This is a genomic window from Lelliottia sp. RWM.1 (assembly GCF_016859735.1).
Lineage (GTDB): Bacteria > Pseudomonadota > Gammaproteobacteria > Enterobacterales > Enterobacteriaceae > Enterobacter.
On the sequence record NZ_WLVC01000019.1, the window covers coordinates 12921 to 26656 of the forward strand.

The 13736-nt window shown below is 51.2% G+C and carries 12 protein-coding genes; 7 read left to right on the forward strand and 5 right to left on the reverse strand.

Going from position 1 to position 13736, the window contains the following annotated elements; genetic code table 11:
• Positions 1 to 93 precede the first annotated feature (93 nt).
• Positions 94 to 1197 (forward strand): glycosyltransferase family 4 protein, encoded by a 1104-nt coding sequence (locus GF617_RS14670; RefSeq protein WP_203451979.1) that lies wholly within the window; start codon positions 94 to 96, stop codon positions 1195 to 1197.
• Here the strand turns inward: GF617_RS14670 and GF617_RS14675 are convergent.
• The 5 genes from GF617_RS14675 to rfaD are packed head-to-tail and all read right to left on the reverse strand — an operon-like array spanning position 1176 to position 6349.
• Entirely contained in the window at positions 1176 to 2285 is a 1110-nt protein-coding gene (locus GF617_RS14675; protein WP_203451980.1) for a glycosyltransferase family 4 protein, read from the reverse strand. The genes GF617_RS14670 and GF617_RS14675 overlap by 22 nt on opposite strands.
• Positions 2282 to 3385, reverse strand: coding sequence for a putative lipopolysaccharide heptosyltransferase III (gene rfaQ / locus GF617_RS14680; protein WP_181621711.1), 1104 nt, complete (start codon positions 3383 to 3385; stop codon positions 2282 to 2284). The genes GF617_RS14675 and rfaQ overlap by 4 nt, the downstream gene beginning before the upstream one ends.
• A complete protein-coding gene (gene rfaC / locus GF617_RS14685) occupies positions 3378 to 4364 on the reverse strand; it encodes a lipopolysaccharide heptosyltransferase RfaC (RefSeq protein ID WP_203451981.1) in 987 nt (328 codons plus the stop codon). Before rfaC ends, rfaQ begins: the two co-directional genes overlap by 8 nt.
• A gap of 3 nt (positions 4365 to 4367) precedes the next feature.
• Positions 4368 to 5414: an ADP-heptose--LPS heptosyltransferase RfaF gene (rfaF, locus tag GF617_RS14690; protein ID WP_181621713.1), complete on the reverse strand. Its 1047-nt coding sequence runs from the start codon at positions 5412 to 5414 to the stop codon at positions 4368 to 4370.
• Positions 5415 to 5416: 2 nt separating this feature from the next.
• Positions 5417 to 6349 carry an ADP-glyceromanno-heptose 6-epimerase gene (gene rfaD, locus GF617_RS14695; protein ID WP_181621714.1) on the reverse strand — a complete coding sequence of 311 codons (933 nt, stop codon included), beginning with the start codon at positions 6347 to 6349 and terminating at the stop codon, positions 5417 to 5419.
• A 215-nt stretch (positions 6350 to 6564) separates the two neighbouring features.
• Between rfaD and kbl the strand changes: the two genes are divergently transcribed.
• The 6 genes from kbl (at position 6565) to GF617_RS14725 (ending at position 13721) form a co-directional block, all read left to right on the forward strand.
• Positions 6565 to 7761 carry a glycine C-acetyltransferase gene (gene kbl / locus GF617_RS14700; RefSeq protein ID WP_203451982.1) on the forward strand — a complete coding sequence of 399 codons (1197 nt, stop codon included), beginning with the start codon at positions 6565 to 6567 and terminating at the stop codon, positions 7759 to 7761.
• A gap of 9 nt (positions 7762 to 7770) precedes the next feature.
• Positions 7771 to 8796, forward strand: a complete 1026-nt coding sequence (gene tdh / locus GF617_RS14705; protein WP_181621716.1) for an L-threonine 3-dehydrogenase — start codon at positions 7771 to 7773, stop codon at positions 8794 to 8796.
• A 179-nt stretch (positions 8797 to 8975) separates the two neighbouring features.
• On the forward strand, positions 8976 to 10556 hold the full coding sequence (locus GF617_RS14710) for a phosphoethanolamine transferase (RefSeq protein WP_203451983.1): 1581 nt from the start codon (positions 8976 to 8978) through the stop codon (positions 10554 to 10556).
• A gap of 222 nt (positions 10557 to 10778) precedes the next feature.
• Positions 10779 to 11870, forward strand: coding sequence for an O-antigen ligase family protein (locus GF617_RS14715; RefSeq protein ID WP_309228261.1), 1092 nt, complete (start codon positions 10779 to 10781; stop codon positions 11868 to 11870).
• Between the two features lie 71 nt (positions 11871 to 11941).
• Entirely contained in the window at positions 11942 to 12790 is an 849-nt protein-coding gene (locus GF617_RS14720; RefSeq protein WP_203451984.1) for a glycosyltransferase, read from the forward strand.
• A 19-nt stretch (positions 12791 to 12809) separates the two neighbouring features.
• Positions 12810 to 13721: a capsular polysaccharide synthesis protein gene (locus GF617_RS14725; protein WP_181621719.1), complete on the forward strand. Its 912-nt coding sequence runs from the start codon at positions 12810 to 12812 to the stop codon at positions 13719 to 13721.
• Positions 13722 to 13736: the final 15 nt, after the last annotated feature.

Consider the following 13736-nt stretch of genomic DNA (forward strand, 5'->3'; position numbering starts at 1 on the left):
CCGGTGGATACTAAAAACATATGCCTGGAGGGACAAAGATCCTTTTGGGCGGCAAATTAGCGTCACGCTGGCGAGATTCATAACAGGAAATGTATGCATATTGTTCACACTGAAGCAGACGGTGGCAAAGGCGGGCAGCCTCTGCGCATTATTAACGAATCGTTAGGGATGATTCAGCGTGGCCATCAGGTGACCATTCTTTGTCCGGAAACCGCCCCCCTGCATGCGCTGGCGCGAAACGCCGGGCTGGCGGTGGTGACGATGCCGTTAAAGCGTAAGAACCTTAAAAATCTGCAGCTATTGCGTCGCTGGATGCGCGATAACCGTAAATCGATTGATGTCATCAATAGCCATAACTCCGCCGATACCTGGCTGGTGGCACTGGCGAATATGACGTTGTCTAACCCCGTTCCGCTGGTGCGTACCCGCCATGCTTCTGGTGTACCACGTGACAACTGGACAACGCGCTGGCTGTTTCGCAAAGCCTGTTCACATATCGTGACGACCGGTGAAGCACTGCGTCTTCAGGTGGCGAATATTGGTGTCCCGATGTCCCAGAGTACCTCTGTGCCAAGCGGCGTCGATACGCTGCGTTTCCACCCGGCTGATAAGCATGAGGCCCGTGACCACTGCGGTTTATCGCAGGAGGATTTCTGGCTAGGCGTGGTGTCGCATTTGCGTCCTAACAAAGGCCACAGCGTGTTGTTGCGTGCCCTGGCAGCAATCGACAATCCACACATCAAGCTGGCGATTGTTGGCGAAGGCCCGCACAAAGCGACGCTGGAGCAGGAGATCGTGAATCTGGGATTACAGCAACGCGTCCTGATGGCAGGGCATCGCAGCGATCCTGAACGCTGGTTCCCGGCGTTTGATATTGCGTTAAGTCCTTCACACGATATGGAAGGTTTACCGCAGGGCGTTCTGCAATCATTAGCTTCCCGCATTGCCACTATCGCGACAGATGCTGGCGGTACGGGCGATGCAGTGATTAACGGTCAGACGGGGATTTTGATCGCGCAGCGCGATGAGAAAGCGCTGCACGATGCAATTATGAAACTGTATGACGACGCGGGGATGCGTGAGACGCTTGCACAGCAAGGCTACGATTATCTGTGTAGCCACTTCACGCGCGAATGTATGCTGGACGCAATGGAGAACGTCTTCTCTGATGCGGCTCAGCGCAGCAGGTCGCGGTAAAGCGCCTGTAACTCTTTGGCCATTCTGTCCAGAGTATAGGGTTCAGCCGTTGCGCGCGCGGCGGCTGAATAGTTAACGCCCTGCTCAAGGCCTTGCAGCCAGTGAGTGATCGCCTGCTGATAGCCTGCACTGTCCAGTGCATCACGCACCCAGCCGTTTTGGCCTTCTTCTACCCACTCCGCTGCGCCGCAGCCGTGGCTGGTGAAAAGCGGTAAGCCACAGGCCAGCGCTTCCACGCAGACATTCGGGAACGGATCGTAGAGCGTTGGCAGAATCAGCGCATCAGCTGTACCGTAAACTTCACGCACATCAGCAACAGGCCCCAGGAAGTGCACGCGAGATGCAACACCCAGCGTTCGTGCCAGCTTTTCAAATTTACGGGCATGCTTATCGCGCCCGGCAATCAGTAGCCAGACATCCTGGTGCGGCACAATGGCGCGTAATGCGGTCGCAACACCTTTACGGCTAAAGCCGGAACCCACATATGCCAGTACTGGCGCGGTTTGCGGGATGCCCAGCGCCGCACGTTGCGAATGTGCGCGCACGTCCGGGCTGAAATACGCGGTATCCACACCGTTGTAGATCACTGTTAGCTTGTCATCCGGCAGCGCGAAGCGGTGGGCGATGTCATCACGCACCATCTTCGAGTTACAGATAACCTTACGCAGCTGTGGGTGGGTAAACATCTGCGTCTCGGCCTGCAAAATATAACGATGATAGCGGCTCAGCGACTGCGCCCAGCGTGCCAGCGGCGACAAAATACGGCCATACTGTTCAAGCCAGGTGGCATGAACACCATCACCTGCGCGAAAAATTGTGGCGCCAGGGATACGTTCATGACTCTGCACGATATCGAATTGCGCGAAATGCGAGGCGGCTTCCGCTGCAAACCCGGATTCACGGGCAATGCGATTACGGAACGGCGGGTTAACGGTGAGTGTGTTCCAGCCCGCAGCATCTTCCCACTGGCGGGCAATCAGCGTCACATCCAGCGAGGTATCCTGCGCCAGGACGTTTAGCGCACGGGAAACAAAGCGTTCTGCGCCACCGTTCGGGTTGTAGGTTTGTCGGACGATAGCCAGCTTCATGCAGGATATTCCAGCAATAACGTATCAATGGCGCTCAGCACCTGTTGAGGTGTGATTGCCGTAATGCAGTCAGAAACGCCGCCGTCACCACAGCCTGCTTTGCCGCAAGGCTGACAGGTAAATCCGGCAGTGATAACGCGATAATTCACGCCCCACGGCGCCCACTTGATCGCCCCGGTTGGGCCAAAAATGGCCACCGTCGGTGTACCTACGGCGCTGGCGAGGTGCATTGGCATAGAATCGACGCCAAAGTAAATACGCGCGTGTTTCATGAGCGCGCCCAGCTCTTTCAGGTTCAACTGGCCGCTTAAATCAAACACCGGCTGGGTGAGTGCGGCGCGCAGCTCATCCATATACGCAGTTTCTTCTTTTGACGGTGCTGCAGAGAGAATAATTGGCAGGCCACGCGCCGCCAGGTTATCGATGGTTGCCGCCAGTTTTTTGATATCCCAGGCCTTAAACATCCAGCGGGACGTTGGGTGCACCAGAATATAGGATTTACTGGCGAGTCCAAACCCGGCCAGTTTCTCCGCAACCGAGGCTTCTGCCGCATCGCCCGGTACAAACAGGGTATGCTTGTCTTCATCAGATTGCGGATGAATACCGATGCGCCGCAGTGCATCAAGATTCACTTCGACCATATGGCGGCTGTTGTCCTGAATCGCCGGGTAGAGCGTGGTGAAGGATTTCACCCAGCGACGACGCGACAGGCCACCGCGTTTATCCGGCTTAAAACCCACGGAGACACGCGGTTTCAGGCGACGCGCCAGGCGTGCGCCATGCCAGTGTTCGGTCAGGTTAATCAGCACATCGTACTGGCGACCTTTCAGGGTATTCAGTAGCGCACGATACAGACGAAGCTGTTCAAACCAGCCTTTTTTACGCCAGTTGCGGCCAATGGTATGTACTTGATCGATATACGGATGGCTGGTTAGCATCGCCTGGGTGTCGTCATACACCAGGGCATCCACTTCAACGTCCGGCCAGTTCTTTTTCAACACGGTAAAGACCGGCGAAGTTAGCAGAACATCACCGTGGTGACGCAGCTTAATGATCAGCACGCGCTTTGGTGGGCGCTCCGCTGAGAAAAAATCAGACATAGGCTCTCTCTGCTGCCAGCAAAGGCTCTAATTGCGCAAATACCGCAGCGGCGTTGAGGTCGCTCAGCTGCGATGAATGTTCCGGACGGCAGATATATTGATTTTTTCCGTAGCCGCCGATAAGGCCCGGGTCCGTTGGGCCGTAAAGCGTAATATTAGGACGATCCAGCGCCGCCGTCAGGTGGCTGAGGCCGGTATCGACAGAAACCACTGCCATTGCCCCCGCCAGTTCTTGTGCCACGCCATCCAGCTTCATGCGCGGCAGAACGTCCACGTAATCAAAGCCTTCAGCCAGACGTTTAGCACGCGCCTCTTCATGCGGCGCCCCCCACGGGAGCTTGATGCGCAGCCCGGCGTTGCCAAGCAAACCAATCAGGTCGCGCCAGTGTGTTTCTGGCCAGTGCTTGTCATCACGGGTGGTTGCATGCAGGAAAACTAAGTAAGGCGGGGCATCTTGCTGCGAAGCATGGAGGAAATGTTGCGAAATGGCGTAGTCGCCCTGGATGTCTGGTTTTGCATAGCCCAGGCTTTTGGCAAACAGCTCACGGGTGCGTTCTACGGCGTGCTGTTGTTTGGCTATATGATGACGACGGTTGTAGAACAGGCTCGCCAGCGGCTCGCGGGCGGTTTGCCAATCCATTCCGTGCTTCACGCCGTGTGCCAGACGAGTAACCAGCGCGGCGCTTTTTACCAGCCCTTGTGCGTCAATAATTGCATCATAGTGTTGCGCCTGCACTGCAGCGCGAAATGTGTTGCGTTCGGCTTTAATAGGGGCTGAGAACCAGGCTTTTCGCCAGCGACGAATCGCTACCGGGATCACGCGGTCAACTGATTCATGCCAGGTGGGGATCTGCGCGAAGCCTTCTTCCACGACCCAGTCAAAACGAATGCCGGGAATGGCCTGCATGGCGTCCGTCAGCGACGGTAGCGTATGCAGGACATCGCCCATGGAAGAGGTTTTAACGATCAATACCCGCATTCGTTATCCTTCATCGTTCAACAGCAAATCGTTGAGCTCTTCAAGAACTCGCTGCGGCGTAATGTCGATCAGGCTCTGATGATAACCTTCCGCCGCATCGCCTTTACGGACTTTGTGGTAGCCGGTAATCAGGCGGATCACCCGCGCTTTATTCGACAACGGCGGCGTAAAGTCCGGGCTACTCGGACCATAAAGGGCGACCAGCGGACGATTCAGTGCAGCGGCAACGTGCATCAGGCCTGAGTCGTTAGTGACGACGGCTTTACAGGCCGCAAGTAAAATCACCGCTTGTTCCAGTTGAGTTTCACCGGCCAGATTGCGACACCAGGCCTGCTGCTCGTTACTGAGTGTGGCCAGGATTTCGTTGCCTGCTTCGTGGTCTTTCGCCGAGCCAAACAGGACAATCTGATAGCCTTCGTCAATCAACTGCTTCGCCAGCTCGGCGTAGTGATAGTGCGGCCAGCGTTTTGCCGGGCCGAATTCAGCGCCTGGGCAAAAGCCGATCATCGGGCGTTCGGACGAGATACCAAAGGTGTTACAGGTCTGAGATTTCTCACCATCGTTAACCTGCAACTGTGGCCACAACAGCGGCTGTGGCAGATCTTTGGCGCTGCGCATTACCCCTTTGTCGTAGGCCAGAGCGACATAGCGTTCTACCATCAACGGCCAGGCTTCTTTATCCAGGACTCGCGCGTCATTCAGCAGGCCATAGCGCATTTCACCGCGCCAGCCGGTGCGATGAGGTACACCTGCAAAGAAAGGCACTAAGGCCGATTTGAACGAGTTTGGCAGGACGTAGGCGCGGTCATAGCGCTTGTCTCGCAGACTATGACCGAGCTTACGGCGTTCGCCAATTTCCAGCGCCCCGTGGCCAAGCGGCATCGGGATCGCGTCATTGACTTCCGGCATACGCGATAACAACGGACGACACCATGCCGGAGCCATCACGTCGATTACTGCCTGGGGATAGCGCGCCTTGAGCGTGCGATAGAGACTTTGCGACATCATCATGTCGCCCACCCATGACGGGCCTATCACCAAAATTTTCATACTTACGCGTCGCGGTTCAACCAGGCCATGTACTCCGTTACACCTTCTGCAACGGTCTTGAACGGCTTGTCATAGCCAGCAGCACGCAGGTTGGTCAGGTCGGCCTGAGTGAATGCCTGGTAGCGGCCTTTCAGTTTTTCCGGGAACGGAATGTACTCAAGGCTGCCTTTTTTGTGGTACGCCAGCGCAGCGTCTGCCACCGCCTGGAAGGATTCCGCGCGACCAGTACCCAGGTTGAAGATGCCGGATACGCCGTTTTCCCAGAACCACAGGTTCACTGCAGCAACGTCACCGACGTAAACGAAGTCGCGCTTAAAGCCATCACTGCCTTCGAACAATTTCGGGCTTTCGCCGTTGTTCAACTGAGTGTTCAGGTGGAATGCCACACTCGCCATGCTGCCTTTATGTCCTTCACGCGGCCCGTACACGTTGAAGTAACGGAAGCCGACAATTTGTGAGTTCGCTTCTGGCAGAACCTGGCGCACATATTCGTCGAACAGGAACTTTGAGTAGCCGTAGACGTTCAGTGGCTGTTCGTATTCACGGGACTCAATGAAGTCAGACGTACGGCCGCCGTACGTGGCTGCAGAAGAGGCATACAGGAACGGAATTTCACGCTCCAGGCAGTAGTGGAGGAGCTCTTTAGAGTACTGGTAATTGTTGTCCATCATGTACTTGCCATCCCACTCGGTGGTGGAGGAACAAGCACCTTCATGGAAGATGGCATCAATATCGTCGAACTCTTCACCTGCCATAATCTGGATAAGGAAATCTTCTTTATCCATGTAGTCGGCAATGTTCAGATCCACCAGGTTTACAAACTTAGTACCGTCTTTCAGGTTGTCCACTACCAGGATGTCGGTGATGCCTTTGTCATTGAGAGCTTTAACAATGTTGCTGCCGATAAAGCCCGCGCCGCCGGTAACGATGATCATAACTGTAACCTTTGAAGTGTGGAGTCCGGGGACAATCCCAGACGCTAATATTCATATCATATCATTACTATGGCGACCCTTCAGCCATTCACCGACATCGCGCAAGGGTACGCGTGATTTATGCTGCAAAAACGAGAAGAGATAATGTGTCATCTCGTCATGAAGTATAGCTTTGGGTAATATGTGCCGAAATTTGCCGAGTCTGGAGAATTGCAATGCGTGGTGATTTTTACAAACAGTTAAACAGCGACCTGGACACCGCACGTGCGGAAGGGTTGTTCAAAGAAGAGCGTATTATTACGTCTGCGCAGCAAGCGGACATCACTGTTGCTGATGGCAGCCATGTGATCAACTTTTGTGCGAACAACTACTTAGGTCTTGCGAATCACCCTGAGCTAATTGCCGCGGCTAAAAACGGCATGGACACCCACGGTTTTGGTATGGCTTCCGTCCGCTTTATTTGTGGTACTCAGGACAGCCACAAGCAGCTTGAGAAAAAGCTGGCTGAGTTCCTCGGTATGGAAGATGCGATTCTGTACTCCTCGTGCTTCGATGCTAACGGCGGTCTGTTTGAGACGTTGCTTGGCGCAGAAGATGCGATTATCTCCGACGCCCTGAACCACGCCTCTATCATCGACGGCGTGCGTCTGTGTAAAGCGAAACGCTTCCGCTATGCAAACAACGACATGGTCGAGCTGGAGGCGCGCCTGAAAGAAGCGCGTGAAGCCGGTGCGCGTCATGTACTGATCGCGACCGACGGTGTGTTCTCGATGGATGGCGTGATCGCCAACCTGAAAGGTGTGTGCGATCTGGCTGATAAATACGATGCGCTGGTGATGGTCGATGATTCCCATGCGGTTGGCTTTGTGGGCGAGAACGGCCGTGGTTCCCACGAATACTGTGACGTGATGGGCCGTGTGGACATCATTACCGGTACGCTGGGTAAAGCGCTGGGTGGGGCATCTGGTGGCTATACCGCAGCACGCAAAGAAGTGGTTGAGTGGCTGCGTCAGCGCTCTCGTCCGTATCTTTTCTCCAACTCGCTGGCGCCAGCCATTGTGGCGGCTTCCATCAAAGTGCTGGAAATGGTGGAAGCAGGCAGCGAACTGCGCGATCGCCTGTGGTCCAATGCCCGTTTGTTCCGCGAAAAAATGAGTGCTGCAGGTTTTACTCTGGCCGGCGCTGACCACGCGATCATCCCGGTGATGCTGGGCGATGCGGTCGTGGCGCAGAACTTTGCCCGTGAACTGCAAAAAGAAGGTATCTACGTGACCGGGTTCTTCTTCCCGGTTGTACCAAAAGGCCAGGCCCGTATCCGTACACAGATGTCTGCGGCGCATTCGCCTGAACAAATTGAGCGTGCGGTTGAAGCCTTTATCCGCATCGGCAAACAACTGGGCGTGATTGCCTAAGGATCTGTGATGAAAGCGTTATCCAAACTGAAAGCGGAAGAAGGAATTTGGATGACCGACGTGCCGGAGCCGGAAGTCGGTCATAACGATCTGCTGATCAAAATTCGTAAAACCGCCATCTGCGGCACTGACGTCCACATCTACAATTGGGATCAGTGGTCACAGAAGACTATTCCGGTTCCCATGGTTGTCGGTCATGAATATGTCGGCGAAGTGGTGGGTATTGGCCAGGAAGTGAAAGGTTTTAAAATTGGCGATCGCGTCTCCGGCGAAGGCCATATCACCTGTGGTCATTGCCGTAACTGCCGTGGTGGTCGTACTCACCTGTGCCGCAATACCGTCGGCGTAGGCGTAAACCGTCCTGGTTGTTTCGCGGAATATCTCGTGATCCCGGCATTCAACGCCTTTAAAATTCCGGACAACATCTCTGATGATTTAGCCTCTATCTTCGACCCGTTCGGTAACGCCGTGCACACGGCGCTGTCGTTTGATCTGGTGGGTGAAGATGTGCTGGTGTCTGGTGCAGGCCCGATTGGCATTATGGCCGCGGCTGTGGCGAAGCATGTCGGTGCACGTCACGTTGTGATTACCGATGTGAATGAATATCGCCTGTCGCTGGCACGTAAAATGGGTGTCACCCGTGCGGTAGATGTTTCTAAAGAGAGCTTGAACGACGTGATGGCTGAACTGGGCATGACCGAAGGCTTTGACGTGGGCCTGGAGATGTCCGGCGCACCACCGGCGTTTCGTACTATGCTCGACACCATGAACCACGGTGGTCGTATTGCGATGTTGGGTATTCCGCCATCGGATATGTCTATCGACTGGAACAACGTCATCTTTAAAGGCTTGTTCATCAAAGGCATCTATGGCCGTGAGATGTTCGAAACCTGGTACAAGATGGCGGCTCTGATTCAGTCAGGTCTGGATCTGTCACCGATTATTACGCATCGTTTCTCTATTGATGAGTTCCAGCAAGGCTTTGACGCAATGCGTTCTGGCCAGTCAGGAAAAGTGATCCTGAGCTGGGAGTAATCCTGCCGAATGACACCCGTATCTACGGGTGTCATTACCCCGATTTAGCGGTTTGACTTTCCAGAGGTTACTTGTTAACTTTTGGCGAATTTTTCTCCACCTGGTCTTTTTAGCGAGCTCATTTTTTGCAGTAATAATGATGTCGTCAGAAAAGATTTGGCCAGACTAATCAGGTCATTATGTCCACTCTGTTTTCACAAAAGTCTGTTGATACATCGTCGCGCGTCACGGGTAGTATTCTGATAGTGATTTCTTTGCTAATAGTGATTGGCGTTAACATTCTAAATGCGAAATATAATGCCGTAATTAACCGGACGTTGGTTTTTTTACTGATATTACTGACTGTTAAATGTATCCATAATAAATATATAAGAAATATTCTGGCCATCGTTTTATTAATTCCGGTTGCGGCTGATGTCACTCTTCAGTTATATGCCTGGAACAATTTTAATTCTGCATTTAGTTATGGATTCGCGCTCAGCGTATTAAATACCACATCGGGCGAAGCGAGTTCGATGCTGGGGTTGTACTGGCGTGATTGTCTCATTTTTGTTGCGCTCTCGGCACTGTTTATCTATACCGCTAATACGGGGGCATGGCCTGTTGCTCCACGTTTTCGCCGCTGGCCGGGCATTGTGTTGGGACTGACGGTCTTTGCCTTTTTTGCTCAGGCCTGGCAGCACCAACTCAGAAAGAGCAATGTTGAAAGCCTGACTCAGCGCGTTGTACAGGCGACACCCGTCAGCACGGCAAAAGTGTTTATGCAGGCGGTTGAAGATATTTCAGTCGTCGCCAATATTGGTAACAATATCCCTGATTATAAAATTACGCTGTCGGATACCGGTATCGATAACTATGTGCTGATTATTGGTGAATCGGAACGGACGGCGAACATGGGTATCTATGGTTATCAACGGGATACCACGCCGGAACTGGTGAAGCAGCAATCGCAACTCCTGTTATTCCGCAATGCGGTGACCCCTGCACCTGTCACGATCATGGCAGTGCCCCTGGCAATAACAGCCGATACGGTAAAAGCGAGAGATCCGCATAAATACGGTGATAATGTCATCAATATCGCCAATAAAGCGGGATACGATACCTCCTGGTTTAGCCGCCAGGGAAAAGGTGGGGCGCATAACAACGTGATTACCGGGATTGCCATGAATGCTCGCCAGCATGAGTGGGTTGACGGTGGCTACGATGAAGATCTCTTGCCATTATTGAATGATGCGTTGAAAAAACCGGGTAAAAAAATCATTGTCCTGCACCTGTATGGTAGCCACGAGCCTGCCTGCCGTCGTTTCCCTGCCAGTGAATCCGTATTAAAAGGTGGCAGTGAAGCTGATGATTGTTATGACAATTCAGTGCGTTATACGGATAAGGTTATGGGCAAAATTTTTGCTGCACTGGACAACTCGCGTTCATCGGTCATGTACTTTTCCGATCATGGTTTAGTGCGTGATCCGCAGCGTTCAGTTGTGTATTCACATGGTGGCGTCAATCCACCGAGAGAAGCGCTGCATATCCCGATGTTTATCTGGTATAGCCATCAGGTTGATTCTAAAAATAAATTTACCGGGGACTACACAACCCCATGGTCTGCTGATGACGTCAATACGCTTGCCGAGTTGTGGCTCGGTATCCATCGACAGGGAGAACCGGTCAATTCCGTACAGTCATGGCTTTCCGGTTACAATAAAAATGTGTCAGTACTGGACACCACGGGTAAATTGTATGACTGGGGCAATATTCGTTAACACGGTTGCATTCAACGTATGACGACGTGTGCGCTTTGAGTAGATGGAATGATGATGATTGATGTGAAACGAGAAAAGATCCACTTTGCGTTAATGCAATTACTGTTCGGATTTTGCGTGATCGCGTTTGGCTGTGTTGTTGTTGAGCCAAACGCATCTGCGAAAGTGCTTAGCGCGGCGTGGATGACGGCACTGGTTATTTTTATCCTGGACATTAAAAATGTGAAAAAGCACGATGCTTTTTGGCTTTGTCTCGTGCTGTTTATCATCGGAGTCAGTGATTTAGTCTGGTACAGAATGTTCAAAGTGGATGGGAGTTCGGCCATTAACTCTTACCGTGCTTATCTTGAGGCCGGAAAAATATGCATATTCGGTGCTTTTTCTCTGTTTATCTTCGCGAATAATAACCACCTAAAAGTAGGCAGTAATAAAATCCATGCTCTGCTGGCGATCGTGTTGCAACTGAGCATTATAATATATGGTGGTTATCAGCATTTCTTCCTCGAAAGCCAAAGGGTCACGCTTTCTCTGGCGGGCGGCACGGATGCAACAGGGGCTGCATATACCATCACCTTTATTTCCTTCTACATTATTCTGGTTGCCCAACATAGCCTCAGTAAATGGAAAGAGTTTTTTATTCTTGGTCATTTCTTTATCACTTTCCTGATCCTGGTCGCGACTGAAACCCGTGCGGCAATTTTAACTTATCCCGTTATCTTCTTTGGTCTGCTGCTGGTGAAGTTTTACAAAGAGAAGCATATTCCCTGGAAAGGCGTTGCTGTTTTTCTTGTCGCTTTGCTGGCTGGTGCATTCATGATGAAAAACAGTCTGACGCACCGCTATAACGACTTTAACAATGATATCGTTGCCTATGATAAGGAAAACAGCACGACATCCATCGGAGCGCGTCTTGCGATGTGGGAAACCGGGTTGTCTGCGGCGAAAGATAATTACCTGTGGCAATCAACGGATGCGCGAAACGCAAAGATAGTTACCCAGATCGATAAGGACCCAAGCTTGTCCGGTGCGCTCGATTATATCCGTGGGCATCTGCATAATGAATTTATCGAGACCCTCTCATTAAAGGGACCATCGGGCGTTATTTTGTATATTCTGTTTATTATCTCCTTTGCCTGGTACGCGTTACGTAAACTGAATAGTATTATTTTATGCGCTTTTTTAGCTTCATTAATTTTATTCGGTTTAAGTGGTGTCATGTTCTATTCCAAAACTACACCTGTTGCCTGGATGTTGACACTTATTATGTCGGTTGTTTTCCTGGAGCAGAACAAGCACCGAAGTGTCATTAAGTAATCATTTTGATTCTCCGCCGGGAAAACGGTATTCTTCCGGTGGAGAAATGCCATTGACCAGACGAGCAGGCTATGAACGAACTGATATCGGTAATTATCACTACCTACAATCGAGAGGACTTACTGGAGCGTGCTATTCGCTCAGTAATCGCCCAAACATATCCTGCGGTAGAATTGATTATTGTTGATGATTGCTCGAACGAAAAAACACCACAATTGATAGGGCGCATAAGAGCGGAGTGTGAAACACGCTTTGTGAATTTCATTTATGAGCGCAATGCGAAAAATAGCGGCTCTAACTTCAGTCGCAACCGTGGTTATGCTCTGTCGCAGGGTGTTTTCGTGACCGGCCTTGATGATGATGATTACTTCTTGCCAGAGCGTTTGTCGAAACTGGTTTCTCGCTATGATGAAAACTACGCTTTCGTGACGGATACACTTGCCCGACTGGACAAAACCCACGGTACTTACCCTGACACCAATGATAAAAGAATTATAGGATTACAGGATGTTCTTTGTGAGAACGTCGTTGGTAACCAGGTTCTGACGACTCGCGAAAAGCTTTTGGGCGTCGGCGGATTTTCCCCTGAAATCAAACAGCAGCAGGATCGTGATGTCTGGATTAAATTAATCCTGAAATACGGCCCTGGCATTAAGTACAGCTTTACTACGGCAATGGTGGATGCGGAACACGGCAGTAACCGAATTACATCACAAATTAAAAAATACAATGCTTATCGTAAGCTTTATTTTAAATATCGCGAGCATATGTCTGAAGAGACAAAAAGTAATAACCTGTTCCAGCTAATGTCGTTTAGAGGATTTACCTCTAAACGAATGAATCGTTTATTACGTGGACATAAGAAAGACGCTAAGTTAAGAATGAAACTTTTCCGTCGCACATTAAAAGAAATGTTTTGAGTTGAAGTAAGGTGACGTGATGAACATCAATATGATTAATACACTCATCAAGAAAACCCGGCGCTGGTATAAGAAGACCGGGCTTTCTTTTTTTCAACGGGCGGCGTGGCATTTTGAGAAAAAGAAAAAAGAGGCGCTCTTTAGCGTCATCGATAGCCTGGGTATTCAGGCAGAACCGGTCGTTGAGGCTCACGCTGCGCAATCGCGTATCATCTGGATCTGCTGGTTTCAGGGGCTGGAGAGTGCGCCAGCGCTGGTTAAGCGTTGCATTGAATCCGTACAGCGTCATACACCAGACGCACAGGTCGTTATCCTGACGGATGATAATATTCCTGATTATCTCTCTTTGCCCGAACACATTAAAACGAAGTACCAGTCGGGGTTGATTAGTAAGGCACAATATTCGGACATTGTTCGCTGCTCTTTGCTGTATCAGTATGGTGGGATCTGGATGGATGCGACGGTTTTCATGAGTAAACCATTGCCTGAATCCTTCTATGAAAAACGCTTCTCATCGCTGCGTTTTGACCAGCATGAGGGCGCCGTGAGCCAGGGATACTGGACGGCGTATTTTCTTGCGGCTCAAAAGGGGAATGCGTTAGTCAGGCTGGTCCGGGATATTCTTTACAGTTACTGGCAGCATCACGATACCCTGATCGAATATTTCTTAATTGATTACAGCTTCTTATATGCCAGAGAGAGATATCCGCAGTTTCATCAGGTCATGGAAGAACAGCCGATTACCGGAAATAATCGCTTTTTGATTCGCCAGTTCATTTCTTCGGTCCCGGATGAGAAGGCTGTAGAGGTCTTGAAGCGTGATCCTGTGGGTATTTACAAACTCTCTCATAAAGAACAATACCGCACCATCGATAAGGGCCAGCCGACGGTTTACAGTCAAATTCTGGACGGTTCCTTCCGTCTTCAGTGATAAAAAAAGCCACCT